The 25,632-nt window shown below is 59.8% G+C and carries 23 protein-coding genes; 14 read left to right on the top strand and 9 right to left on the bottom strand.

The annotated features are described in order from the left end of the window. The 4 genes from F6S12_RS20575 to F6S12_RS20560 form a co-directional block, all read left to right on the top strand. Positions 1-413, top strand: a 413-nt coding sequence (locus F6S12_RS20575; RefSeq protein ID WP_315869287.1) for an ATP-binding cassette domain-containing protein, incomplete at its 5' end; no start/stop codon positions are given. Continuing rightward, positions 410-1,201 carry an ABC transporter permease gene (locus tag F6S12_RS20570; RefSeq protein WP_236204217.1) on the top strand — a complete coding sequence of 264 codons (792 nt, stop codon included), beginning with the start codon at positions 410-412 and terminating at the stop codon, positions 1,199-1,201. The genes F6S12_RS20575 and F6S12_RS20570, both read left to right, overlap by 4 nt. 232 nt (positions 1,202-1,433) lie before the next feature. Continuing rightward, on the top strand, positions 1,434-1,976 hold the full coding sequence (locus F6S12_RS20565; RefSeq protein ID WP_011060505.1) for a PQQ-dependent catabolism-associated CXXCW motif protein: 543 nt from the start codon (positions 1,434-1,436) through the stop codon (positions 1,974-1,976). 54 nt (positions 1,977-2,030) lie between these two features. Continuing rightward, the gene (locus F6S12_RS20560) at positions 2,031-2,696 is read left to right on the top strand and encodes a response regulator transcription factor (protein ID WP_015635003.1); all 666 of its coding nucleotides are present in this window, start codon (positions 2,031-2,033) and stop codon (positions 2,694-2,696) included. Positions 2,697-2,790: 94 nt separating this feature from the next. Here the strand turns inward: F6S12_RS20560 and nahK are convergent, their stop codons facing one another. The 4 genes from nahK to F6S12_RS20540 form a co-directional block, all read right to left on the bottom strand. Next, on the bottom strand, positions 2,791-5,433 hold the full coding sequence (gene nahK, locus F6S12_RS20555) for a hybrid sensor histidine kinase/response regulator NahK/ErcS' (RefSeq protein ID WP_041752122.1): 2,643 nt from the start codon (positions 5,431-5,433) through the stop codon (positions 2,791-2,793). Beyond that, positions 5,363-6,526, bottom strand: coding sequence for a nitric oxide-sensing protein NosP (gene nosP, locus F6S12_RS20550; protein WP_152686097.1), 1,164 nt, complete (start codon positions 6,524-6,526; stop codon positions 5,363-5,365). Before nosP ends, nahK begins: the two co-directional genes overlap by 71 nt. A gap of 262 nt (positions 6,527-6,788) precedes the next feature. Continuing rightward, positions 6,789-7,973 (bottom strand): porin, encoded by a 1,185-nt coding sequence (locus tag F6S12_RS20545; protein WP_011060501.1) that lies wholly within the window; start codon positions 7,971-7,973, stop codon positions 6,789-6,791. A 224-nt stretch (positions 7,974-8,197) separates the two neighbouring features. Next, positions 8,198-9,244 carry an Ldh family oxidoreductase gene (locus tag F6S12_RS20540; protein WP_169894017.1) on the bottom strand — a complete coding sequence of 349 codons (1,047 nt, stop codon included), beginning with the start codon at positions 9,242-9,244 and terminating at the stop codon, positions 8,198-8,200. Positions 9,245-9,375: 131 nt separating this feature from the next. On the opposite strand from F6S12_RS20540, the gene F6S12_RS20535 reads away from it, so the two are divergent. From F6S12_RS20535 to F6S12_RS20510, 6 genes are all read left to right on the top strand, one after another. Further along, complete coding sequence (locus F6S12_RS20535) at positions 9,376-10,251, top strand: MurR/RpiR family transcriptional regulator (RefSeq protein WP_047285528.1); 876 nt, start codon at positions 9,376-9,378, stop codon at positions 10,249-10,251. 16 nt (positions 10,252-10,267) lie between these two features. Further along, on the top strand, positions 10,268-11,020 hold the full coding sequence (locus F6S12_RS20530; protein ID WP_065363531.1) for a transporter substrate-binding domain-containing protein: 753 nt from the start codon (positions 10,268-10,270) through the stop codon (positions 11,018-11,020). 86 nt (positions 11,021-11,106) lie between these two features. Beyond that, positions 11,107-11,826: an ABC transporter permease gene (locus F6S12_RS20525; protein ID WP_011060497.1), complete on the top strand. Its 720-nt coding sequence runs from the start codon at positions 11,107-11,109 to the stop codon at positions 11,824-11,826. Beyond that, on the top strand, positions 11,823-12,533 hold the full coding sequence (locus F6S12_RS20520; RefSeq protein WP_065363530.1) for an ABC transporter permease: 711 nt from the start codon (positions 11,823-11,825) through the stop codon (positions 12,531-12,533). The genes F6S12_RS20525 and F6S12_RS20520 overlap by 4 nt, the downstream gene beginning before the upstream one ends. A gap of 46 nt (positions 12,534-12,579) precedes the next feature. Further along, positions 12,580-13,821 carry an FAD-binding oxidoreductase gene (locus F6S12_RS20515; RefSeq protein ID WP_315869286.1) on the top strand — a complete coding sequence of 414 codons (1,242 nt, stop codon included), beginning with the start codon at positions 12,580-12,582 and terminating at the stop codon, positions 13,819-13,821. A gap of 16 nt (positions 13,822-13,837) precedes the next feature. Continuing rightward, on the top strand, positions 13,838-14,638 hold the full coding sequence (locus F6S12_RS20510; protein ID WP_315869285.1) for an amino acid ABC transporter ATP-binding protein: 801 nt from the start codon (positions 13,838-13,840) through the stop codon (positions 14,636-14,638). Positions 14,639-14,928: 290 nt separating this feature from the next. Here the strand turns inward: F6S12_RS20510 and F6S12_RS20505 are convergent, their stop codons facing one another. Further along, on the bottom strand, positions 14,929-16,257 hold the full coding sequence (locus F6S12_RS20505) for an IS1182 family transposase (RefSeq protein WP_315869284.1): 1,329 nt from the start codon (positions 16,255-16,257) through the stop codon (positions 14,929-14,931). 331 nt (positions 16,258-16,588) lie between these two features. Between F6S12_RS20505 and F6S12_RS20500 the strand changes: the two genes are divergently transcribed. The 3 genes from F6S12_RS20500 to F6S12_RS20490 are packed head-to-tail and all read left to right on the top strand — an operon-like array spanning position 16,589 to position 18,709. After that, positions 16,589-17,524 carry a restriction endonuclease gene (locus tag F6S12_RS20500; RefSeq protein WP_315869283.1) on the top strand — a complete coding sequence of 312 codons (936 nt, stop codon included), beginning with the start codon at positions 16,589-16,591 and terminating at the stop codon, positions 17,522-17,524. Then, a complete protein-coding gene (locus F6S12_RS20495; RefSeq protein WP_315869282.1) occupies positions 17,524-18,285 on the top strand; it encodes a HAMP domain-containing sensor histidine kinase in 762 nt (253 codons plus the stop codon). The genes F6S12_RS20500 and F6S12_RS20495 overlap by 1 nt, the downstream gene beginning before the upstream one ends. Further along, on the top strand, positions 18,275-18,709 hold the full coding sequence (locus F6S12_RS20490) for a response regulator (RefSeq protein WP_315869281.1): 435 nt from the start codon (positions 18,275-18,277) through the stop codon (positions 18,707-18,709). Before F6S12_RS20495 ends, F6S12_RS20490 begins: the two co-directional genes overlap by 11 nt. A 223-nt stretch (positions 18,710-18,932) precedes the next feature. Here F6S12_RS20490 and F6S12_RS20485 read toward each other — a convergent pair whose 3' ends face one another. The 4 genes from F6S12_RS20485 to F6S12_RS20470 all read right to left on the bottom strand — a co-directional run bounded on the left by F6S12_RS20485 (position 18,933) and on the right by F6S12_RS20470 (position 24,702). Next, the gene (locus tag F6S12_RS20485) at positions 18,933-19,766 is read right to left on the bottom strand and encodes a DUF4393 domain-containing protein (protein ID WP_315869280.1); all 834 of its coding nucleotides are present in this window, start codon (positions 19,764-19,766) and stop codon (positions 18,933-18,935) included. A gap of 116 nt (positions 19,767-19,882) precedes the next feature. Further along, positions 19,883-21,265 carry an SIR2 family protein gene (locus F6S12_RS20480; protein ID WP_315869279.1) on the bottom strand — a complete coding sequence of 461 codons (1,383 nt, stop codon included), beginning with the start codon at positions 21,263-21,265 and terminating at the stop codon, positions 19,883-19,885. A 295-nt stretch (positions 21,266-21,560) separates the two neighbouring features. After that, positions 21,561-22,979, bottom strand: coding sequence for a UvrD-helicase domain-containing protein (locus tag F6S12_RS20475; protein ID WP_315869278.1), 1,419 nt, complete (start codon positions 22,977-22,979; stop codon positions 21,561-21,563). Next, positions 22,969-24,702, bottom strand: coding sequence for an ATP-dependent nuclease (locus tag F6S12_RS20470; protein ID WP_315869277.1), 1,734 nt, complete (start codon positions 24,700-24,702; stop codon positions 22,969-22,971). Before F6S12_RS20470 ends, F6S12_RS20475 begins: the two co-directional genes overlap by 11 nt. Before the next feature lie 549 nt (positions 24,703-25,251). On the opposite strand from F6S12_RS20470, the gene F6S12_RS20465 reads away from it, so the two are divergent. Next, on the top strand, positions 25,252-25,533 hold the full coding sequence (locus tag F6S12_RS20465) for a hypothetical protein (RefSeq protein WP_315869276.1): 282 nt from the start codon (positions 25,252-25,254) through the stop codon (positions 25,531-25,533). Positions 25,534-25,632: the final 99 nt, after the last annotated feature.

Here is a 25,632-nt window from a genome sequence, read left to right as displayed (position 1 = left end):
ACGCCGAACTGGCGCGCCAGGGCTTGAGCGAACGGCGCCGGGATAGCGTGCGCGCCCTCAATGGCGGCCACCGCCGACGGGTGGAGATCGCCCGCGCCCTGCTGCATGAACCGCGCCTGCTGCTGCTCGATGAAGCCAGCGCCGGCCTCGACCCCGCCAGCCGCCTGGCGCTCAACCGGCACATTCGCCAGCTGTGCCAGGAACAGCGTCTGAGCGTGCTCTGGACCACCCACCTGCTGGACGAAGTGCAGGCCGACGACCAGTTGCTGATCCTGCATCAGGGGCGCCTGGTGGCCAGTGGCGTGGCCGGCACCATCAGCCAGGAACGGGGCGGCGACCTGGGCACGGCCTTCGCCCGCCTGACCCAGAATCCCCAGCCACGCCCGGCCCCGATCGGAGAACCGCTCGCATGAACGCCTACTGGCAATGCCTGCGCGGCATCGTGCTGCGCGAATGGCTGCGCTTCGTGCTGCAGCGCACGCGCTTTCTCAGCGCCCTGGTGCGGCCGCTACTGTGGCTGCTGGTGTTTGCCGCCGGCTTTCGCGCGGCCCTGGGCATCGCCATCATCGAGCCCTACAGCACCTACATTCCCTACGAGGTCTACATCGTCCCGGGGCTGGCCTGCATGATCCTGCTGTTCAACGGCATGCAGGGCTCGCTGTCGATGGTCTACGACCGGGAAATGGGCAGCATGCGCGTGCTGCTCACCAGCCCCCTGCCCCGGGCCTTCCTGCTGGCCAGCAAGCTGCTGGCCACCTCGCTGATCTCGCTGCTGCAGGTCTACGCCTTCCTCGCCGTGGCCTGGCTGCATGGCGTGCAACCGCCGGCCATGGGCCTGCTGGCCGCGCTGCCGGCGCTGCTGCTGGTGGCCCTGATGCTCAGCGCCCTGGGGCTGCTGCTGTCCAACGCCATCCGCCAGTTGGAGAACTTTGCCGGGGTGATGAACTTCGTGATCTTCCCGCTGTTTTTCCTGTCCTCGGCGCTGTACCCGCTGTGGAAGATGCTCGAAGCCAGCCCCTGGCTGTACTGGCTGTGCGCCCTCAACCCCTTCACCCACGCCGTGGAACTGGTGCGCTTCGCCCTGTATCAACGCCTCAACCTGCTGGCCCTGGCGGTGTGCCTGGGGCTGACCCTGGTGTTCTCCCTGCTGGCGGTGCTGACCTTCAACCCCCAGCACGCCGCCCTGCGCAAAAGCACCTGAGCCACAATCCTGCCACCCACCTCCACCCAACGTAGGAGCTGGCTTGCCAGCGAAGAGGCCCGCAATCCCAACGCCAGACCCCAGGCCCCTTTCGCCGGCAAGCCGGCTCCTACACAGCGCTTGCCCATGGGCGATCTACGACTTTGGTACTGCTTTTGCTGTCGATGGTCGCATTCACAAAAGGCCCTGCCCTGGCATGTAATGGGCCTATAACAAAAAGGATAAAAGCCTTATGCCCCGTGCCTTAGAGACCCTGGCCGCGCTAACCCTGAGCCTGGCGCTGGGCGCCGCCCATGCCGCTGCCCCGCTGTTTTCCGCCGAGGGCTATCGCACCAGCCTGTACCGCAGCCCGACCCCGCTGCAGATCGACCAGGGCCGGATCATCGACACCCCGGGCCTGCAAGAGCTGCTCAAGGAGCAACCGGCGCCCCTGCTGATCGACGTCTACCGTCGGCAATGGCTGCAAGGCCGCTTCATCGACAGCGAGCCCCACGCCAACCTCCCCGGCAGCCACTGGCTGGCCAACACCGGCGACGGCGAACTGAGCCCCGAGTGGCAGGCCTATTTCGCCGGCAACCTGCAACGGCTGAGCCACGCCGACCCGCAGCGCGCCCTGGTGTTCTATTGCCGTGCCGATTGCTGGCTGAGCTGGAACGCGGTAAAACGCGCGGCAGCCCTGGGCTATAAGAACATCTACTGGTACCGCGACGGCCTGGATGCCTGGGAGGCCGCCGGCCTGCCCGTGGAGGCGGCCCGGCCGCAACCCTTTCCCTGAGCGCCGCAGCACGGCGTTGCCGCCCCCATAACCACAATAACGAGGTGAAAGGCCATGTATAAAATTCTGATAGCCGACGATCACCCACTGTTTCGCGAAGCCATCCACAACGTCATCAGCGACGGATTTCCCGGCAGCGAGGTGATGGAAACCGCCGACCTGGACAGCGCCCTGGCCCTGACCCAGGAACACGACGACCTGGACCTGATCCTGCTGGACCTGAACATGCCCGGCATGCACGGCCTCAACGGCCTGATCACCCTGCGCAACGAAGCGCCGACCATTCCGGTGGTGATCGTTTCCGCCGAGCAGGACAAGCAGATCGTGCTCCAGGCCATCACCTACGGCGCCGTCGGCTTCATCACCAAATCCTCGGCGCGCTCGCAGATGACCGACGCCATCGAACAGATCCTCAATGGCAACGTGTACCTGCCGCCGGACATCATCCGCACCCAGAAAAGCCAGCCGGGGCGGCGCAGCAGCGAGACCCCGAGCTTCCCCCCGGAACTGCTCCAGGCCCTGACCCGCAAACAGCTGTTGGTGCTGGAACGCATGACCAAGGGCGAATCCAACAAGCAGATCGCCTACACCCTGGACATTGCCGAAACCACGGTGAAGGCCCACGTCTCGGCGATTCTGCGCAAGCTCAACGTGCACAACCGGGTGCAAGCGATCCTGAGTGCCGGGGACATCGATTTCGGTGCCTACCTGCGCCGCTGAATTGCGCTGATCGTGCACCGACCCTGTAGGAGCCGGCTTGCCGGCGAAGGCGATCTCTCGGGCGCCTTCGCTGGCAAGCCAGCTCCTACGGTTGTCAGGGATGCCGCGTTGGGCTCAGCAGGTGGCTAATGGCGGTCTTGAGTTTCATCGGCCGCACCGGTTTGTGCATCAGGGTGTGGCCCAGTTCGCGCAGTTGCTGTTTGAGCTCGTTGCTGTAGTTGGCGGTGATCATCATCGCCGGGATCGCCAGGGCGCGGCGGGCATTGATCCGTGCCACGGCATCGATGCCGTTCTGTTGCTGGTCCAGGTGGTAGTCGGCAATCAGCAGGTCGGCCTCGGCGCGGTAGTCGTCCACCTGGCGCGCCAGGTCTTCTTCGGACAAGGCGGTGATCACCTGGCAGCCCCAGCCTTCAAGCAAGGTGCGCATGCCGGCGCAGATCGCCGCGTCGTTATCCAGCACCCAGATCCGCGCGCCCTGCAAACGCTCCAGCAGGGCGTCGCCCAGCTCCGGGCGCGGCGCTGGCAAGGGCGCGCTGGCGCTGATCGGCACCTGCACGCTGAACACCGAACCACGCCCCGGCCAGGAGCGCACGCCAATGCGGTGCCCGAGAATCCCGGCAATCTTCTCGACGATGGCCAGCCCCAGGCCCAGGCCGCGGTCCTGGTCCGGGCGCTGTTCTTCGCCACGCTTGAACTCCTGGAAGATTTCCTCCAGGCGTTCGGCGGCGATACCCATGCCGCTGTCCCAGACTTGGATCGACAGCCAGCGCCCCTGGCGCCGACAGCCCAGCACCACCCGGCCCTGGCGGGTGTAGCGGATGGCGTTGCTCAACAGGTTGCGCAGAATCCGCGCCAGCAGCTGGATGTCGCTGCGCACCAGCGCCGAGCAGGCCACGAAGTGCAGTTCCAGGCCTTCGCTGCGGGCCACCTGGGCGTACTCGGCGGCGAGGTTTTCCAGCAGTTCGCTCAAGGCAAAGGGCGCGATATCGGCCTTGATCACCCCGGCATCGAGCTTGGAAATGTCCACCAGGGTACCCAGCAGGTTTTCCACGTCTTCCAGGGAGTTGCTGACATTGCGCACCAGGGCGCTGCTGGCCTGGGGATCGCGACGCTCCAGCAAGGCGCTGGTGAACAGCCGCGCGGCGTTCAGGGGTTGCAGCAGGTCATGGCTGACCGCGGCAAGGAACTTGGTCTTCGACAGGTTGGCCCGTTCGGCCTCGGCCTTGGCTTCGCGCAAGCGTGATTCCACCCGGCTGCGCTCTTCGATCTCGCGCAGCAGCTGCTGGTTGAGGGTGGTCAGCTCGGCGGTGCGTTCGCGCACCCGCAGCTCCAGGTTCTGGTAGGCCTGATGCAGGGCCTCGGCGGTGCGCCGGCGCTCGGTGATGTCGCGGATCAGCACGAAGATCCCCACCACCTCGCCATTGGCCAGGCGGTTGGGCACGTAGGAGCGCAGCATGTAGCGCTCCTGATTGTTGATGTTGGTCTCGGCGAATTCGAAGGTCACGCTCTCCCCGGCCAGGGCCCGTTCCACATAGCTTTCCAGGCGCTGGTAGTGCTGCTCGCTGTGCACCTCGCGCAGGCTCTGGCCGAGCATCACGCCGCGGGGCCAGCAGTACCATTCCTCGTAGACCTTGTTGGTGAACTCGTACACCAGGTCGGCATTGAGGTAGGCGATCAGCGCCGGCACATGGTCGGTGATCAGGCGGATCCAGCGTTCGCTTTCGCTCAGGGCCTCGGCGTGCTGGTAGCGCTCGGTGATGTCGGTGAAGGTGTTGACGAAACCACCGGTAGGCAGCGGATGGGTGCGGATCTCCAGCACCCGGCCATCGCTCAGGCGCTGCTCGCATTCGTGGATCGGCCGGCCGTTGGCGTCGCGGCTGTCGGGGCTCAGCAGGCGCAGTTCGCTGTCGCCGATGACCTCGGCAAACAAGCGATGCGCGGCCACCGGGGCCAGCCCGCTGAGCTCCAGGAAGCGCCGGTTCCACAACTCCAGCACGCCCTCGGCGCTGACCATGGCCACGCCCTGGGACAGGTTGTCCACCGCCCGTTGCAGCAGGTGGGACTTTTGCGCCACCGCCTGTTCCCGGCGCAGGGTTTCGCTGTGCTTGACCTCGGTGATGTCGGTGAACAGGATCACCCGCCCGCCTTCCCGGGTCGGCCGCTCGCTGACCTGCAGCCAGCGGCCGTTATGCAGGCGATACAGCAACTGCTCGTCACCGCCACTGCGCGGTTCTTCGCTGAACAGCCCGGTGCTGGTCAGCAACCTGCGCACTTCCGAGAGGCGCATGCCGGCCATGATCCGTACCCGGCTGTGGCTCCAGAAGGCACGGAAGCGGCTGTTGAACAGGACGATGCGCTGCTCCTGGTCGAACAGCACGAAGGCGTCGGAAATGCTCTCGATGGCGTCGATCAGGTGCTGGTGCGCCGTCTCGGCCCGCAGCCGCGCTTCGCTGAGCAAATGGTTGCCGGCCTTGAGCTCGGCCATGGCCTGGTTCAGGGCGTCGGTGCGTTCGCGCACCTGCTCGGCCAGCACCACCGAATGCTGGAACGCCGCATAGGGGTCGTTGCCACGGGTGATGCCGGATTCGACCCGTTCGATCAGCGCGCTGTTGATCCGCCGCAGCTTGCGGTTCTCGCGCTGCAGGTCATCGAGCTGCGCTTGCAGCTCAGCGGCGGGCCGGAGTTCGACTGCGGGCAATGGCGACCCCGGTGAAGGTCTGGTTGATGTGCATGCCATTGAACTGTTCTCCGTAGGTGTTGAAACCCATCACCCGCTGTTCCCGCAAAAAGGCCCCGATCTGCTCCAGGCTGCCCTGCCCCTCCAGCTCCAGACGGCGCAAAAAACAGTCGCAGCCAATGGTCAGCAGCAACCCGCCGAGGCGTTGCTGCAAGCCGTCGAACAGCTGTTGCAGGTTGGGCAGCAAGGGGCCGGGGGTCATGGCGGTGAGGACGATGCCGTTCTCCACCGCGCAGTAGAAACTCAGGCTCAGGTCCGGGTGCACCTGCTGCACCGCGCGCACGTAATAGTGCTGGTTGATCCGCACCGCCAGGGGGTGGGCGGCGAACACCCGGTGGTCGAGCTGCGCCAGGGGCACGCCGATCAGCCGCGCGTACTCCTCGGCGGCGGGCTCGGCGTTCAGTTCATAGACCCGGCGCAAGGTACTGTCGGCGCCGGTGACCACCAGTTTTTCTTCCCGGGGCTGGATGTGGTGGGTGGTGAACACCTCGAAATCCAGCCAGGTATTGACCAGCACCACCACCGCCGCGCCGCTGTGGAACTCGCCGCCGTAATACACGTGGGTGTGGGTCAGGTAGTTGTCATCGCCGGCCGAACCGCCGAAATGCGGAATGTCCCCCAGGGCCGCGCTGAGGGCGGCCAGCACCATTTCCTCGCGGCTCGACAGGCCGTCCAGCAGGGTCAGGGCGAAGCTGTTGCCCTTGATCGGCGCCAGGGTGTTGCTGCGGCAGCGGCCCACCAGGCGTTCGACCATCTGCTGGGCGTCGATCAGGCTGAAGTGTTCCATCTGGTCGATGAGTTCGGCGGCGATGGAAAAGTGCCGGTGATCGAAGCCGATGGCGGTCACGCAATTGCGTCCGTAGCCCAGGGGGGTGATTTCCCCGGCGCTGGTGCAGCCCACCAGGGGGATGCCGCCAAAGCTCTGTTGCAGGGCCGGGCCGAGGGTTTGCAGGGGGTATTCGGCGGAACAGAAGAACAGCACGAAGCCCAGGTGCGGATGCAGCAACTGGCTGGCCAGGTCCTGGGCCACCTGCTGCGGATCGGCGGCCTGGGACATGGCGCTGACCACGCCCTCGCTCTGGGCTTGCTGCATCGTCGCCTCCGGCGCGGGTTGTCTGAGCAATGAGTGTACGAAGCCGGCCCCGGGGCACGAATGCTACTTGGGTAGCGGGTAGCCGGTTCCATGGGTGTAGGCGCTGGCTTGCCAGCGAAGGTGTAGGCCGGGCTGGTGCAAGGCTTGAGGGCCTCTTCGCCGGCAAGCCGGCTCCTACGGGGAAGGCGCCGTTGCGGAAAATAAGCGGGGAATACGGGGCGCCGGCCCGGGCGCGATGCGCACGCCAGGGCCGGCGCTGGGGTTACCAGGTCAGTACGGCACCCACGGCGAAGGTGTCGGTGTTTTCGTTCTGTGCATTGGTGTGGTGGCCGTCGATCTCGAACTGGTTGTACTCGGCCACCAGCTTGAGGTTGTCGTTGATGTCGTGGAACAGCGCCACGCCCCGGGTCTGGTAGTCGGCGCCGCTGCCGACCACGCCGTTGCCATCGTCACGGGTCTTGCCGTAGGACAGCGCCAGGCGGTTCTTGCCCACCTTGTACGAGCCCTGCAGCAGGTAGCCCTTGCTGTCGACATTGCGCAGGGTGGCCTCGCCGGCATTGTTGGTGAAGAACGGGTTGATGCCCTTGGCCTGGAACCCGGAACCGGTCAGGGACAACCCGCCCATCTTGGCCTGCAGGCCATAGCCCAGGCCCTTGGAGGTCACCGACTGCACGTTGGGGTCGGTGTTGTCGGAGGTCTGGTAGCTGCCGTTGAGCCAGCTGTAGAACTTGGCCCCGCCCAGGTCGAACTGGTAGGTGACCTCGCTCTCGGTGCGCGGGTTCTTCTGGTAGGCCTTGCCCAGGGCGCTGCTGTCGTTGGTGTCCACCGGGTCGAGGATGCCCACCGCCACCCGCAGGCCGTCCATCACCGGGCTGCGGTAAGTGATCTGCGACGACGGAAAGGGATAGGGGTAACCGCTGCCGATGTTGCCGAACGACACCCCGCCGCCGTCCACCAGCCCCAGGCTGTCGCTGACCTGGCCGTACCCGGCGAGCATTTCATCGAGCAGGATGTTGGAACGGGCGAACAGGCCGAAGTCCTTGCCGATCAGCACCTCGCCCCACTCCGGGTTGGCCACGGTGCCGTAGAACTGGCGCACGTCGATGGCGGTGTCGGTGCCGTTGGTCTCGCTGTCGTTGATGGTCACCCAGAACGAGGCCCGGGCGCCGAGCTTGAGGTCGTCCACCTGCTTGCCCATGTTGAAACCTAGGTAGTTGGGCAGAAAGCCCATCTTCACCCGCGCCTGACGGCGGTCGTACTGGTCGCCGGCGCGGTCGACCTTGCTGTTGACGTAGAAGGCGTTGATGTAGCCGTCGGTGGAAAAGGTCGTCTGGTCCTTGTCGTACAGCATGATCTCGGCTTCGGCGACAGAGCCCAGGCCAAGGGTCGACAGGCCGACAAGCAGGGCCGGAATCAGAGGGTACTGGCAGTTCTTATTGTTATGCATGGCGCGCTCCGCAAACGGGGGACGAAATGTCGGAGGCGATTATCGAAACGCGCCAAGGCCGCCCATAGGCTGCCTTGGGGGCAAATTCAGCATGCTTTGGAGGGGCTGGCAGGGACCGGCAAATCCGATCCACGACCGGCCCGCTACCGGGCCTACTACCTGGAGTAACACCAAGGGCTCATGGACCCGGGTGCGAAGGGATGAAGTCCTTAGTCGTCGCCCGTTCAGTCGTCGCCCGCCAGGGCCCGCAGCCGCGCCAGTTCGGCGGCGGCCAGGGGAATGCCTTCTTGCAGGGACTTGGCTCGGGTGCGGTAGCGCCGATCCCCCGGCATGCGCTCCAGGCCCACGGCCTGCATCTGCCGCACCAGCTCGCCGCTGCGCTGGGCAAAATGCCCGCCGCCCAGGTGGCTGGGGTCGATGACGATCAGCAGTTGCCCGGTCCAGGGCGTCTGCGCCCCCGGGTGTTGTGACCAGTCGAATTCGAAGGAGAAGTTGCCACCGGTCAGCGCCGCCGCCAGCAGCTCCACCATCATCGACAGCGCCGAGCCCTTGTGCCCGCCAAAGGGCAGCAAGGCGCCACCGTCGAGAATCGCTGCCGGGTCGCAAGTGGGCTGGCCGTCGCGGTCCACCCCCATGCCCGGTGGCAGCTGCTGGCCCTGGCGCTTGGCGATCTGCACATCGCCGTGGGCAATGGCGCTGGTGGCCAGGTCGAAGACGATGGGCTCGGCGCCTTCGCGGGGTGCGGCGAAGGCAATCGGGTTGGTGCCGAACAGCGGGCGCTGGGCGCCATGGGGCACCACGCAGGTCATGCTGTTGACCAGGCTCAGGGCCACCAGGCCTTCTTCGGCGAAGGGCTCGACATCCGGCCACAGGGCGGCGAAATGGTGGGAATTGCGAATCGCCAGGACCGCGATCCCGGCGCTGCGGGCCTTGCTCAGCAGCAGCTCGCGGGCCGCCGCCAGAGCCGGCTGGGCAAAGCCGCCTGCGGCGTCCACCGCCACCACGCCGGGGGCCACATCCTCCACTTGCGGCAGCGCCTGCCCATTCACCCAGCCACTGGCCAGGGACGACAGATAACCGGGAATGCGGAACACCCCGTGGCTGTGGGAACCGTCGCGCTCGGCGCGGGCGCAGTTATCAGCCAGCACCCGGGCCACTTCGGCAGAGGTGCCGTGGCGAAGAAAAATGCGTTGCAGCAAGTCGGTCAAGGCAGGCAGATCGAGGTACTCGACGGGTGCCTGCGCCAGGGTCGCCTGGTTCGCTTCGGTCATTGCAGCTCCATTGGAATTGTTATTGGAAGGTGCCTGACTATCGCGTCACGCCAGTTAACTGTCAAATGTTGACTTCATGACAGAAAACATTCATTTTCCATTGTCAACGGCCCACAAGAATGAAAACAACCATGAGCCAGCCCATCAAGCAACGCCTTGAAAGCAGCCTGTCCAGCGCCACCGCGTCGGGCCGGGCGATTGCCAGCTACATGCTGGCCAACCTCTATGAACTGCCCTTCCAGACCGCCGCCGACATCGCCGAAAAACTCGGCGTCAGCGAGTCCAGCGTCGGCCGCTTCTGCCGCGCCATCGGCTACAGCCATTTCAAGGATCTGAAAAACGACCTGAAGAACGACCTCGGCGAAGGCCCGTGGCTGGTGGGCGACCGCCTGCAGGAGTTTCGCCAGCAGCCCAACCCGGCGGCCCAGGGCCTGCCCCGCAGCTTCGAGCTGGAAGTGGCGGCGCTGGTCAAGGTCTACGAATACAGCCTGACCCCGGCCTGGCAGACCGTGGTCCAGCGCCTAGCCAGCCGGCGCCGGGTGTACGTGGCGGGGTTCCAGACCGAGCGCGGCATCGCCGCCTCCATGGTCCACCTGCTGCAATACCTGCGCGACGGCGTGCACCTGGTGGACGGCGCCGCCGGGCATTTCGCCGACGTACTGCTGAGCCCCGCCGAGGACTGCGCCCTGGTGGTGTTCGAGGCAAGGCGCTACTCGCGCCACGCCCTGACCCTGTGCCACAAGGCCCGCGAGGCCGGGATTCCGGTGACCCTGGTCACCGACACCTTCTGCGACTGGGCCGAGCAGAACGCCGACGAGGTGTTCCGCGTGCCCACTGAATTCAACCTGTTCTGGGAGTCCACCGCGGCCATGCTGTCGCTGGTGCACCTGTTGGTCAACGAGGTGTGCAAGCACCTGGGACCCGAGGTGGAAAAACGCCTGGAAGCCACCGCTGCCCTGCATAACGAGTTTGTTGGCTACACATCGTCCGCCCGACCAAAACAATAAATAACCGAGGTGCTCCATGAACAACGTCCTCCGCTTCGCCGGCGCTTGCGCCCTGGTCATCGCCGCCTCCACGGCCCAGGCTGAAACCTTGAAGATCGCCACCGAAGGCGCCTACCCGCCCTTCAACTACGTGGACTCCAACAACCAACTGCACGGCTTCGACGTGGACATCGCCAACGCCCTGTGCAAACAGATGAAGGTCGAATGCCAGATCGTCGCCCAGGACTGGGAAGGCATCATCCCGGCGCTGCTGGCGAAGAAATACGACGCCGTGGTGGCCTCGATGATCGCCACCGACGAACGCAAGAAGAAGATCGCCTTCAGCAACCACTACTACCGCACCCCGCTGTCGGTGGCGGTGCCCAAGGACTCGGACATCACCGACGCCCAGACCAACTTCAAGGGCCGCACCGTGGGCGCCCAGGCCTCCTCGACCCAGGCCATCTACGCCGAGGACCACTACGGCCCGGCCGGTGCCGACGTGAAGTTCTACCCGACCCTGGACGAAGCCAACAGCGACCTGGCCGCCGGGCGCGTGGACGGGGTGATCGCCGACAAGTTCCCGCTGCTGGCCTGGGCTGAAAGCACCGGCAAGGATTGCTGCAAGATCATCGGCGATGTCAATGGCACCACCGCCGACGCCTCGATCGCCGTGCGCAAGGAAGACAACGCCCTGCGCGAGCGCCTGAACAAGGCCCTGGACGAGATCGTCGCCGACGGCACCTACAAGCAGATCTCCAGCCGCTACTTCGCCTTCGACATCTACTGACCGCCCGCCTTTGCCGCTGCCCTTGCCCCGCGCTCCCTTGAGCGCGGCGGCGCCCTGCACGGTTCATTTTTCCAGAGGGTTCGCGCATGTTCGAACAGCTGTCACTCCTGTCCTTTGCCAGCGGCGGCTGGGGCTCGGCCCTGCTTGCCGGGGCCCTGGTGACCATCGCCCTGGCGCTCGCCTGCGTGCCCATCGGCCTGCCCCTGGGCCTGGCCGTAGCCCTGGCCGCGCGCTCGAAAAACCGCTGGGCGCGGGCCTGGGCCACGACCTTTTCCACGGTGTTTCGCGGCCTGCCGGAGCTGTTGACCCTGCTGATCATCTACTACGGCTGCCAGATTGCCGCGCAGAAGATCCTCGGCGCCCTGGGCTACCCCGGTGAAGTGGCGATCAACACCTTCGTCGCCGCGATGATCGCCTTCAGCCTGGTGTTCGCCGCCTTCTCCAGCGAGATCTGGCTGGCCGCGTTCAAGACCCTGCCCAAGGGCCAGTACGAAGCCGCCCGCGCCCTGAGCCTGTCGCGGCGCACCACCTTCAACCGGGTGCTGCTGCCGCAACTGACGCGCATCGCTCTGCCGGGGCTCTCCAACAACTGGCTGTCGCTGCTCAAGGACACCTCCCTGGTGTCGACCATTTCCCTGGTGGACCTGATGCGCCAGACCAACCTCGCGGTCAGCGTGACCAAGGAACCCATGCTGTTCTACAGCGTGGCCTGCTTTGGCTACCTGTTCTTCTCGGCGCTGTCGGGGCACCTGTTCAGCTTTCTTGAGCGGCGCTTCAACCGTGCGCAACGGAGCCTGCAGCCATGAACCTGGATGACCTGCTGAACCTGTTCCTCAACCAGGAACTGCTGGAACGCTACGGCCCGCGCTTTATCGACGGCCTGCTGGTGACCGCCAAGCTGGTGGCGATTTCCTTCAGCCTGGGCGCCGTGCTCGGCCTGCTGATCGCCCTCGGGCGGCTGTCCAGCAATCGTTTCCTGCGGCGCCTCACCGGGGCTTATGTGTACTTCTTCCGTGGCTCGCCGCTGCTGGCCCAGCTGTTCATGCTGTATTACGGCCTGGGTTCGTTCAAAGGCTTCTGGCAGGACGTGGGCCTGTGGTGGTTCTTCCGCGACGCGTGGTTCTGCACCCTGCTGGCCTTCACCCTGAACACCGCCGCCTACCAGGCGGAGATCCTGCGCGGCAGCCTGCTGGCCGTAGCCCAGGGCCAGCGCGAAGCCTGCAAGGCCCTGAGCCTGTCGCGCTGGACCGCGTTTCGCAAAGTGATACTGCCGCAGTCGCTGCTGATCGCCATCGGGCCGCTGGGCAACGAGCTGATTTTGATGATCAAGGCCAGCGCCATCGCCTCCCTGGTGACCATCTACGACCTGATGGGGGTGACCAAACTGGCCTTCTCCCGCAGCTTCGATTTCCAGATCTACCTGTGGGCCGCGGTGCTCTACCTGCTGATCGTCGAAGTGGTGCGGCGCAGCCTCAAGTACCTGGAAGGCCGCCTGGGCCGGCACCTGAACTGAACCCTTGAGCGGGCCGCCCTGCGGCCCCTGTCATAAGGACTGAAACATGCATTGCCAAACCCTCGTTCTGGGCGCCGGAATCGTCGGCGTCAGCAGCGCCCTGCACCTGCAGGCCCGCGGCCGCCAAGTGGTCCTGCTGGACCGCCAGCCCCCGGGCAACGGCACCAGCCACGGCAACGCCGGGCTGATCGAACGCGCCAGCGTGATTCCCTACGCCTTCCCCCGGGAAGTGACCAAGCTGGTGCGCTACGGCCTCAACCAGCAATCGGACGTGCGCTACAGCCTGCGCCACCTGCCCAAGGCCGGCCCGTGGCTACTGCAATACTGGCGCCACTCCTCGCCCAAGGGCCTGGCCGCCGCCACCCGCGCCATGCTGCCGCTGATCGAACGCTGCGTGAGCGAACACCTGGCCCTGGCCCGCCCGGCCAACATGCTGCAGCTGATCGCCGACGGCGGCTGGCTCGAAGCCTTCAACGACCCACAGGCCTTCGACTTCGCCCAACGCGCCGCCGCCGACCTGCGCGACTACGAGCTCAACTACCGGGTACTGGACCGCACTGCACTGCTGGCCCTGGAACCCGGCCTGCACCAAGACGTGGTGGGCGGCCTGCACTGGCTCGACCCCAAGACCGTCAGCGACCCCGGCGGCCTGACCCGCGGCTACGCCGAATTGTTCAAGCAACGCGGCGGCCAATTCGTCATCGGCGACGCCCTGAGCCTGACCCAGGTCGAAGGCGGCTGGCAGGTGCACAGCGAACTCGGCCCGATCACCGCCCAGGAAGTGGTGGTGGCGCTGGGCCCACAAGCCAGCGGCATCTTCGAACCCCTGGGCTACCGCATTCCCCTGGCGATCAAGCGCGGCTACCACATGCACTACGCCGCCCTGCCCGGCACCCGCCTGCAGCACCCGATCCTCGACCCGGTGGGTGGCTACGTCCTGGCGCCGATGGTGGGCGGCATCCGCCTGACCACCGGCATCGAATTCGCCGACCGCGACGACCCGATCAACGAAATCCAACTGCGCCGCTGCGAAGCCCTGGCCCGAAACTTCTACCCCCTGGGCGAACGCCTCGACGCCGAACCCTGGCTGGGCCGCCGCCCGTGCCTGCCGGACATGTGCCCGGTGATCGGCCCGGCCCCGCGCCACCCCGGCCTGTGGTTCAACTTCGGCCACGCCCACCACGGCCTGACCCTGGGCCCGGTGAGCGGCCACCTGCTGGCACAGATGGTCACCGGCGAAACGCCCTTCACCGACCCCACCCCCTACCGCGCCGAGCGCTTCAACTGACCGACGGAGAACCGCCATGCAGACCCAGACCGCCCCGCTTCCCGCCGCCTCACAAGCGCCCGCCCAGCCCATTGCCGACCCGCGTGAAGTGGTGATCGATATTGCCGGGCTGAACAAGTTCTACGGCGCCTTCCACGTATTGCACGACATCGACCTCAAGGTGCGCCAGGGCGAACGCATCGTCCTCTGCGGGCCTTCCGGCTCCGGCAAATCCACCCTGATCCGCTGCATCAACCGCCTGGAGATTGCCGAAAAGGGCCGCATCCTGGTGGACCGCACCGACCTCTCGCAAAACACCCGCGAAGCCGCCCAGGTGCGCAGCCAAGTGGGCATGGTGTTCCAGCACTTCAACCTGTTCCCGCACATGAGCGTGCTGGACAACTGCACCCTGGCACCGATGACCGTGCGCGGGTTATCGCGGAAAAAGGCTGAAGAACTGGCCCGGGGGTTTCTGGCCAAGGTGGGGATTGAGAACCAGGCGGATAAGTACCCGAGCCAGTTGTCCGGCGGGCAGCAACAGCGCGTGGCGATTGCCCGGGCGTTGTGCATGGAGCCGAAGATTATGTTGTTTGATGAACCGACTTCGGCGCTGGACCCGGAGATGGTGAGTGAGGTGTTGGATGTGATGGTGAAGCTGGCCGGGAGTGGCATGACGATGTTGTGCGTGACCCATGAGATGGGGTTTGCCCGGCAGGTGGCTGGGCGGGTGTTGTTTTTGGATGGAGGGCGGATTGTGGAGGATGCACCGCCGGAGGAGTTTTTTGGGGCGCCGAAGAGCCCGAGGGCTAAGGCGTTTCTTGCGCAGATTATGCATTGAGTGGATGGGCGCCGCGTATTGTGCGGCGCCTGTTTAGCTTAAGTAGAGGTATTTATTGCTGCACTTAGTGAAAGACTGCTATCGGCCGATTCTGTTGAAAAAGTCGGATTTTCAGCTGACCTGAACTCAGGCATGACCATCGCCCAAGAACCAACTCACCACATTGAGTGGTTTCTCGCCCTTCGTTGACCGTTGTTGCTCAGTTAGTGGGTTAATTTGAGGTTTTTTGCTGATTGCAGGCGCACCTATCCCGTGACTGGTGGCCCTTGGTATGAAAATTTGGCCAGTCGTCACAGGTTCTGCACCGCAGCGGCCAGCGTGAATTCATCAGTCGCGCCACTCATGCCACGTAGTCTCAGGCGATCCAGTTTCAGGATGCGCTTGAGGTGGGCAAACAACATTTTGACCTTCTTACGTTCGTGGCGAGAGCGCACGTACGCAGGTGTCGCTGCGATTCGCCGAGCCACATCGCGCGCGGTCTCATGGACGCTGCGTGCGATCTTGCGGAACGCAGTGTTCGAGCAGCACTTGGCTTTCATCGGACAGGCAACGCAATCGGTCTGCCGGGATCGGAAGATGATGGTGTTGGCTAGGGTGACGTGCGAACGCTCGTTCTTGAAGGCTCGCCATTCGCTGCGCAATGGGTTGCCGGCTTGGCAGCGTTCTTCCTCGGTCTCTTCATTCCAGTAGAAATCGTTACTCGAAAAGCTGTCGTTCTTGCGCTCAGTTTTGTCCCACACCGGCACATGCGGCTCGATGCCTTTTTCCTCCACCATCCAGGCCAGCATCGGCGCGGTACCGTAAGCGGTGTCGCCAATGAGGCGTTCCGGCTTGATGTCGAACTGCGCTTCGACCCGATCGATCATCGTCTTGGTGCTCTCGACTTCTGCGGTTCGATGAGCCGGTGTGGGTTCCACATCCAAGATCACGCCGTGCTCGGTATCGATCAGATAATTCGTGGAGTAAGCGTAGAACGCTGGGCCACCTGGACCCGCAGTCCAGCGGGCTTGAGGATCAGTCAGTGACAGGCGCTTCGGTAGCGTTCCGGCCAGAGCCTCTTCATCGAATGCCTCAAGATACTCACGCACGGCGCGGGTGCTCAGGGCCGGATCGCTCCAGTTGATCGGTTCATCGCCCGGTACACCGCGCTGCCGACTCGCATCCGCCTTAATGATGCTGGCGTCCACGGCAAAGCCTTCGCCTTTGACCAAGCCTGCGTCCATGCAACGACGCAGCACTTCATTCAACAACCAGCGAAACAGATCGCTGTCCAGAAAACGGCCATGTCTATTTTTGGAAAAGGTCGAGTGGTTGGGGACTTCATCTTCAAGGCTTAACTGGCAGAACCAGCGATACGCCAGGTTCGAATGGGCCTCTTCGCACAGCCGCCGCTCTGAGCGAATGCCGTAGCAAGAGCCCACGATCAGCATGCGGATCATCAGCTCGGGATCAATCGACGGACGCCCAATCGGGCTGTAGAAATCGGTGAGGTAATGGCGCAAGTCGCTCAGATCGAGACACTGATCAATGCTGCGCAATAGGTGATTGGTAGGGATGTGATCTTCGAGATTGAACGAGTAAAACAGCCGTTCCTGCCCACTCGATAACTGTCCCATCATGCTGCGTGCGTCCCTGCTGACCGATGTGAAGATTTTGCCGCAGGCCAGACAGGGGAGCTACTTTTTCAACAGAATCGGCCAAAAGCAGACGTTCGGGAGTGATGGCTTAAGCCCACCAGTACTAGTTTTTAGGATGGAGAGACCCGCGACTCTGATTGCGATTTCAGACCTTGCGCTGCATACGAACTCAAAATTTGATTTAACACTTTGTAGAGTAACTGCAATCATCTCATCACTGTGTAGGATGAAAGCAATAAACAAATAGTTTCTGAAGGCTAGATTTGATGGTAATTTCTGTCTTCAGCCCATCCACTTACCGTTCGACGTATCCATGGTTAAAAAAGTCACGGCCACAGCGTTAGAGACCTTGAGCCCTACTCAGTTCGAGAATCTTATATTTGATCTCATGGTATTGCGAGGCATGTCCAATGTGAATTGGCGGACTCCAGGAGCTGACGGGGGTAGAGATATTGAGGGAGAGACGTCAGTAGTTGATTTTTCTGGACACCAGAGAACAGAAAAATGGTACATGGAGTGTAAACGCTATAAGGCCGCAATAGGCTGGCCTACAATTTACGAGAAAATTGGTCATGCGGACGCAACCTCGGCAGATGTTTTGCTGATGTGTACACAGTCAACATTCTCGCCCACCGCTATAACTCGAACCCAAGAGTGGAATAAAAGGCAAGGGTCTGTAAAAGTGCGCCTGTGGCCGAAACACGACCTTGAACTTAGACTGGGAGAGCATCCTGACTTGCAAACGAAGTATGGCCTTGCGGGAAGCAAAGATCAATCTGGTAGCTCAATCACAAATCTTGTACTTACGATATTCAAAGCTTTAACAAGCTACGATGCGGGCAGAGAATATACAAATAATCCCGCAGAGAGAATGTTTGAAGCTGCCCTAGCCATCTCCAGTTTAGTTCACAAAAAAATGGAGGACATAGAGTTAAGAGGCCAGATGAGTAGCAGTGCGCTTAAGTCTGAAAGCAATGAATTCGTCGAAATCACTATCAATGGAGAGTGTCGACTTGATCGGCATGGCGTCAGAGCCTATGCTCACTTGCTAGCGGCAGTGGCATCTTCAAGAATCAAAGTGACCTCGCAGAGTCATAGTGCATGTACACTACTTTCTGAAGATGGCCGTGACCTAAAAGTACTGGTCGACCGGCACAATGCTGCCTTTAGCTCTATTTGCTTCTGGTCAAGTTTTGATGCCGATATAAACGAAAGCGAAATTATACTTATACAGCGCGAGGCTCTCTGATGTCAGACAATGCTGATGAGCCGACCAATATTGATGTCGGCGTTTTGTTTTTGGCAAACTTCGTCCATCAAGTTGTAAACCCTCTAAATGGGGTTATTGGGACGCTCGATAATATTCACGACGGGACATACTCCGGCGATATCGTTGATCAAAAAATCAACGCATCACGCGCACAATTGGAGCAGTGTGTAACTCTGCTGAGAAACTTGGCATACCTGTCCGACTACTTTTTTGAAGAATCAGATAGCACTCATTTACGAAAGCCGCGGGAAGTTGTATGGAGCCCATTACAACAAACAATAATTGAGGCAATCCAGTTCTTCCAGATATTGGCTAGACAAAAGAGAATCGGGCTGGAGTTGAATGATGCTCGAAAACAGCAGCATCGCATATTTATCAGGCCAGAGCTACTTCGTCAGATATTCATAAATTTTTTTGATAACTGGTTGAAATATGGGCTAAAAGATCAGATTGTTAAAGTGCAGGTGAGCACAAATAACGCTAATGATTTGGTGATAGAAGTAGCAGGAAAAAGCATTCCATTTGATAATGCAGGAGCTAATTCCTTATTCAATTTTGGCGTTCGAGACAGAAGCGCGATTGACAAAGTTGCTCAAGGCTCGGGAATTGGTCTTTATATTTGCAAACAGATTGTAGTAAAAACCTTAAAAGGTACAATTTCGGCTGTGCACCAGAGTACAAGTGCACTATCTACTTTTCGCATCTCAATACCAAAAGAAAATTGGAAATATGACAAATAAACCCTACAAAGAGAAGTCCGTACTCCTAATTGATGACGAGCCAGAGTACGTTCAATGGTTATATGACTATCTTGTCGCCAAGGGATTTGAGGTCGATATGGCGGAATCGGTCGCTGATGCACTAAAACTTGCCGATGCTGCTAGCTACAGGTTGTACCTTGTCGATCTTAACATTCCAGCAGGCGCTTGGACCTCTCCGTCACCAATGCCTGAAATATATTCCCAATATAAGGGATTAAATGTTATTCGTTACGTGCGAAGCCAAGGAAATGCGGGCGTAAGAGTTGTGGCTTATTCAGCGCACGAGAATGCGGAGATTCATGCTGCCATTGATAATTTATACTGTAACTATGTCGTCAAAGGTCGTGCAAGGGATATTAAGGCAGAAATCGAAACCGTGCTCCAGCACGACCCCAAGGCCTAGTCACGATACAACCTAGAATAACTGCGAGCGACGACTGCTCCAGTGCTATATTTTTACTCATCGCTGGCTGGTACTTTTAGAAGCTACTTTAATCAACCCATGCTGAGAAACTAAGCGGCTGCCGAGACAGGCCGCCTTGAGGTTACGTCCTGCCATTGCTAATGGTCTGCTTTTGGCCGAAAGCTGCCGGTTGAGAATGGTAGTAATCGGCAACTCGACTTGTCTACACAAATCCTGGGGTGTCGGACGGTGAGGCTTTTAGTTTAATGCAGGCATCTAGAAACAAGCTCCCCAACGGAGAGATTTTAACACCGCCGCGAATTATTCTAGCTTCATATTCGGTTTTTTGTGAAATGCCGAGAAGTATTTTTTGGGTTTCTTCGCCACTTTCCAATCTGCTATATCCATCAGAGTCGTGTAGGCCATATACAGGTAGAATCTCTACAAGCCCCAGCCGCCGCAAATTATCTATATAGTAAGGGCTCATGCTAGGTAGTTCGCACTGCGCATCTTCACCCAGGAAATTTATTAGTAATGTGTGGTCGTATCCCGCATTACTTTCTTTGACTTCTGCCCGAACAGTTATTATCGGAAAAGCATTTCTGTCTAAAAACAATTTCATTATTTTCGCTTCGTCAGCCGTCATCTGGCGAATTATCTCAACGAATGCTGGATGAGAAGATTCTGCTGTTGCTTTATCCATGGCCGTAGCTAAAAGATTGGCATATAAATCACTAAGTGTTTCTTCATGACCAATGTATCGAAGGGCATCCAATGCGGGCCCTGCTACATTAAGCTTAGGCGGGATTATGTTTTCAACTGGTGTATCCTTAAGCTTTTCCGCTACTTTTGTCGTCACAAATTTACTGAATTGATCATAACCCCAAACTAGACTGCTAAGAGGTGCTAATGCGATATTCACTGTCTTAGCTACAGTGTGTAATCCTTTCCCGATCTCTCGAACCGAGGGCTGCAGCAAGTCTTGATAAATCGGAACTTCTTTGACTAGGCCTGTGACTGCATCAATCGTGCTTTTGACATTTCCTGAATCAGACATATGTTTCTCCCAGTGTTCATATGAGTAACGATTGTGCCATGCGGTGAGAAGGGGACAGATTTATTTTTTCTAGAAATAAATCTGCCCCCCCTTTTCTCTTGTCCCACTTTCCACTCTCAATTACGATAGCCCTTGGCCTCCGCCTCCTTCTCCACGTCTTCGATGTACTCTTCTCCCGATCGCACTTTTTCCAAAATATCTTTGCAAGCTTCCGAATAACGATGGGACTGAACTTCTGCCCCGTTCATAATCGCGCAGTGATACTTATTGTCGAATTTCTTGAGATCAATTCCAGTCGTTCCAGCAATCGTCCTCAGTAAGCGATCGCAAGCATGCCAGGCTTGGTATCCCATTGCCTGACCCAGAGTGGTTAATGTATAAGGAAAGTTAAGGTTGAATGCTAGGCCGTCGGCGCCATCGGCAATTCCGTATAGTTTAGCGAGTTCCCCATCGGCCTCCGTCACGTTAGCCAGCACTTTGTAATCGACCTGAATAGGGTTTCTGGGAATGTCAGTCCGCACGAGCTGGTAGGTACGGGCGAGCAAAGCCCTTAGTAATCTAGGGTTCACATTCTTCAGCGCTTCATTTGCTCCGAAAGCTGAGTAGACCCAACTAAAATCATTGGCGACGACACTTTTTATGATCACACTACGATGATCAGAAACTGGAATAAGCCTCTCGCGGCGAGGGTACTCTTCAGAGAGGTCACGATCCTCCCACTCTAGGATGTAAATATTCGGGATGAGCTTGCCGTCTTCCGACAGAATTTCGTCAATATCCGCAAGAATTGTTTTAATGTTCGGGTCTTCAGCTCTGTAGCCAATGAACACTAACGGGTGTTCAGCGAAAAAAGCTAAAAGCTTGGCAGAGAGATACTTCTTACGCTTGACGAACTCTTCATAGTCAGTGCGCGTTAGCACGATACTTTCGGGTTGAGAAACGCATCCATGGATCTTGAAAATCTCTCCGATACTCGAATGGTTAGCGTAAAGGATCCGTTGTCCCACAATAGCTTCATAATCGGGGAAGATGCCCTCCAGTAGCTCATCGTAATTGGTGGTAATTACAGAGTGTGGCCGAATCTTCTTCAGCAATTCGATCTCATCCGATAGGCCTGGCTTTTCCGTTGCCAGAAGCTCTTTGAGAATCTTCGTCACCGTGTATTTGATATAAACCTGCGGCGAGCTCGTTTCATCATACAGCTCCTTTGGGAACTGATCTTGGCCAGCCCCCCAAGCCCAATCGTTGTATCTGTCGGAGAATTCAGTACCAATATCCACAAAGTCGGGGTAGCGTTGTTTGTAGTAGGCAAACTGTCGTGCAATCTCTGGACAGCGCGCCGCTAGCTCCTTCAAAAGTTCCTCCCAGCTAGGGCCCTTCAGGTAGCGCTTGGTGAAGCCCGACCCTACGAACAATATGGGCTGGCAGGCCATATCTCCTATGCAGGTTTTGATGTCTTCTGTTACATCTTCAACGTATTTCGCGTAATCCCTTGGCATCCCGCTTCCCTCTCTCGACAGTAATGGCAAAATGTCATATCGCATTTCTTGGATTGTCTTTCAAGGGGAAAGAAGCGGCTTGCGAGCTCATTTACAGCTGAATGCGGAGCCGATAGGTATTGATGCCATTAGTAGAAGACAGCTACTGGCCGCTTCTGGCCGGTAGCCGTCAGTCGCGACCGACTGCTATCGGCCATTAGCTGCCTCTAACAATGTCTTCTTTTTGGCGCTTTCACCGGTATCTGCCAATTAGACCTCGACGGGAAAGTCCGTTTGATTTCTCTTAGTTCGATCTTTATTGCGGGACGAGTCGCGGCGTAGCAGAGCACACGACCAATCGGCTCGAGCCGCGCGTCATCGCCACGTAAAGATGACGAGCATCCATGTTCTCAGGGTTGGGAATCACCGCAACCTGTGCCTCCAATCCCTTCAATAGCAAGGTACTACCAATAGCGCGCCGAGCTAGTTGTCGGCTCTCATGGCGATTGCGTTCGCGCTCTCGGATTGTGGCCTCCACAAAGGTGCAACCACCTCCGGCCGCAGTCTCCATAGCTCGCAGGCAGCCATACAGCACCTCGGGGCGATATACTCGCGCGTGCTCTTGGCGCATCAAGGCTCTAAGCGCTTCCGTGGCCAGCAGAAAGGTCGGAGTCGCGGCGAATGACACCAATGCGGCCTCCGCCGGAGTAGGCATAGTGCGAGCAGAACCACGTTGCAGGATGTCCAGGCGTGGCAGTAATGCGGCAGCGCCGACTTGCGTTATCGTCTCGGCGGCAAAATTGACGAGTTGCGCAGCGGCGTCCGCTGCCTGCAAGTCGAATCTCCGGCCGAAGCTCGTGAGGTCCCCTAGATCTACCGGTTCGACTGCAGTAGCACCAGGGGTTTGACTGGCCATTTGTCTGCGTCCTCGGGTGTTGCGGCTGTCGCCTATCACCAGGACTTGCCCTTCGGGTGTTACTGACCTTGTAAGTGCTGCCGCCATGCGCTGACGGTCGGCTGTGGAGGGGAGCAATTGAATCCAGTTGACCTCGGCAGGCGCCTGGTCCAGGTCGATGCTCCCGCCTGCTTGCAGCACCCGCCGGCAGTTCAGAAGCCACTCGCCAAACCCGCGGGTACCTGCGTTTATCCAACGCCATGGTTGATTCAACTCACCGATGAGCGGGAACTGCTGGAGCACGTGTCCATCCCAGTCCACCAGTTGGTTGCCTGCAAAGCCGAAGATTGCCTGCATAGGATCACCCAGCACGCAAGTAGGTAGTACCGCCGCGAGTGCGGTGACCAAGGCGTGCTGCACCAAGTTGCAGTCTTGGTACTCGTCGACGAGCAAGTGAGCATAAGTTGCCGCCAGGGTATCGCTCACATGCCCCGCTTGCACCAAGGTGCAGGCTGCCAAGCGGATTGCGGGATAGTCAGTGCCTGGATTTCTCAGTTCAAGAATGGCAGCAGGTATGCCGCTTCGCTCTGGGAAGATACCGACCAAGCGCATGGCAAAACCGTCGAGGGTCGCCACGCGATACGCGGACGCTGGAACGTTGGCGCGTTGCATGCGCAGGCGTAGTGCGGCCACACCCGCGTTCGTATGGGTCAGAACGAGAACAGGTTTGGCGCCGGTATACTGGGTCAGCGTGTCCGCGATGAGTTGTGTCTTGCCACAGCCGGCTGGCGCCGTCACGGTTCCGCTGCGGAAGGCGAACAAATTGTACTCAGGCGGCATGGGCCCACCTGAATAACTGGCTGATTAAGTCAGTAAACCCAGCTTCCGTAGCCCGGTAGTTGGGGCCGACAATTTCCCGGGCAAGGATCTCGAATTTGGTTAGCGACTTGTACCAGCCGTTCTTTCGGTTCCGGGATGTCAGGGCCAACAGCAAACGCACTTCAGGAGAGTAGGGGTACTGTTGTTCGCGTAGCTGCAGGATGTCGTCCAGGGAATTGCGTCCCTGAGATTGCGTACTGATATGCGCGGCTACTAGTTCTCTATCGAGAAACTCCACGGCACGCTGGAGCATGGTGTCTACTCCAGCATCCGGTAGGCTGAGGAACAGTTCATCTTCCAGGGCTCGCCCTTCCCTCCATGTAATAAACTCCCCTCCGGCCGCGCGATAGGCTTCTACGACCTCAGGAGTCGGGGGCTTGTCAGCATCGACAAGAACCATGACACGGTAACCCAGCTTAAGTAGAGCAAGGCCTCGAGCAAAGCACCGGTCCGGCTCACCTCCCCCCACGTTTACGTAGGCCGTTCCTGCAGCAAGAAGTGAGCGGTAGTTCTGCGCCGTCCAGTACTGATCCAATCCTCTAATAAGCCCGACTTCACTGGCCCCTTCGCAAACGATGACGCTGCGAGCGAGAAACGCTTCCGGATCCATTCTAATGGTGCTCTGCACATCGTCTTCGACACCCACTTCAAGCACATGGTGAGTGCCATCTTGTGCCTTTCGCACTACGAAAATTTGGTCGCCTCGAAGCTCCCTGACTGCCACCGGTGAGTGAGTTGTCAGGAAGGCCTGCAGCGGTGATGGAGCCTCCTTGGCACCCAATGAGTCGAGCAGTCGGACGAGCCTGTGCGGCTCAAGCCCACACTCGACTTCGTCCACCAGAGCGATTGAGGCGCGCTGCGCAGCTGCTCGCTGTAATCCAGCTATCAATAACCGTGAAGAGCCCGTGCCTAACGAACGCAGTGGCACCCCCCGCTCATCGTGTAAGGCAATGGCGCCGTCGCTGATGGAGACAGCATGGGCATCCAGTAGGGCTTGTGCCTGAGTTCCGACGGGAACGCCTAAGGCGGTTGCCTTCTCGGTGACGATTCGCAGCGTTTCAGCCAGTTGGGCTCCTGCCTGATTGCCGAACGTGGCACGCGCCTCACGAGAGGCGTTAGTAAGCTCGGCGCCTAGATTGGGGCGTTCTTCTGTGAGTCGGTTGAGTACGGATCCACGGGTCCACGACAGATTGGAGTTAGCGTAGGTGCCCAGTCGTGCAGGCGCCAACAACAATCGATCTTTCCATGCGATGTTGCGTTCTTGGCCTAAGGCTTGGGCCCGCTCGGACACCAACGTCCAGATTGGTTCGAGCTCGCTGTCCACTATCAGGCGTAGAGAAAGTACGGTTTCGAACCCTTGCAGTGGTTCAGCTTGTAGTTGGCCGGTTGTGCTATCGAACGCGTGCAAGTACTGCCCATAGACATCCAGGTTCTTCAGCGTGTCTGGTAGCTGGCCCAAGGTCAGCGTGATCTGAATGGGTTGGCTCACGTCGAGGCCGAAGAAATCGGTATCCCCCAACGTAATGTTTCGGCGGGCACCAAGGCACAAGTCAATAGCATCCAAGATGGTGCTCTTGCCACTATCGCCAGGACCAATTAAGCAATTCAGGCCTGGCGACGGAAGCCAGGTGAGTGACCGTATCGATCTGAAATTCTGAATTTCAATCTTGCGAATCCGAACCACGCACCACCTCCTTGATGACATGTCCTGCTCTGTCATGGCGGTGTAGTTGATCGCTGCATGAAGGGCAGTGTGACGGGCGCTAAGCCTTCCACTATAGACCCGAGCACATCTGGTTCAAGCAACGAAAGATCGGCTGAGTTGTCAGGAGAGTCCCGATTGCACTCGAACTCGCCTTGAGCCGGCAGTCCGCTCAGGGCCGAAAGCTGTCTTCCAAGTCTGTCCACAAGGTCAGGGGCAACTCACCTGATGCAACAGTCGCTAATTGTCACGACATAACCACTCAAACATCTCACCCAATGCACGGTTGCCGCCTCCAAACACCGTCTCTATAGTTCCCCCTCGCAGCAACATCCGCGACGACCTTGGCCGGTCGAATTACAACGCAACATCAGCGTCCACAACACCTTTGCAGTCGCCTTTCCGGTGCCCGCGACAGGATGTTATGACGGCTGTGCGCGGTGATTCTCCGGTGGTCATAGGCGCGCACAGCGGTCATTTTCTTCGTCGTCGGCAACCTTGGTGATTGCTCCATAAACAGGAGCTGTACCGATGATTGACCAGCCACTTTCGCGCTTTACCGCCGTCGACACTCACGACGCCAACCAAGCCGTTTTCTACCTCGACACCCAAGCCTCTCTGAGCGATCTGGCCAGCAGTGCGGCCCATCGTTTCACCGTGGTGCGGGATCTGATGGACACGCTGTCCACGCTTAACCTGAAAGACATTGCCGACTGCGACCTGACGCGGGTCACCCGAGGGGTGCATTTGCTCACCCGGGAGGGTTGCGCGGTGCTGGAGGTGATTCAGTGGCGAACAGAGCAAGAGCCCTGAACGCCATTGAACTCAACCAGCGCGTAAAACGCGCTCGGTTTTGCCCCGGCCTTTGATCTTGCTTTGGCTTTTGATCCTGCTCTTGATCTTCCTGCCCCC

The organism is Pseudomonas sp. JV245A (assembly GCF_032424515.1).
In the GTDB taxonomy this organism is placed as follows: Bacteria; Pseudomonadota; Gammaproteobacteria; order Pseudomonadales; family Pseudomonadaceae; genus Aquipseudomonas; species Aquipseudomonas protegens.
The sequence above is the reverse complement of the archived record's forward strand: the minus strand, read 5'-3'. Positions and strand labels throughout refer to the sequence as shown.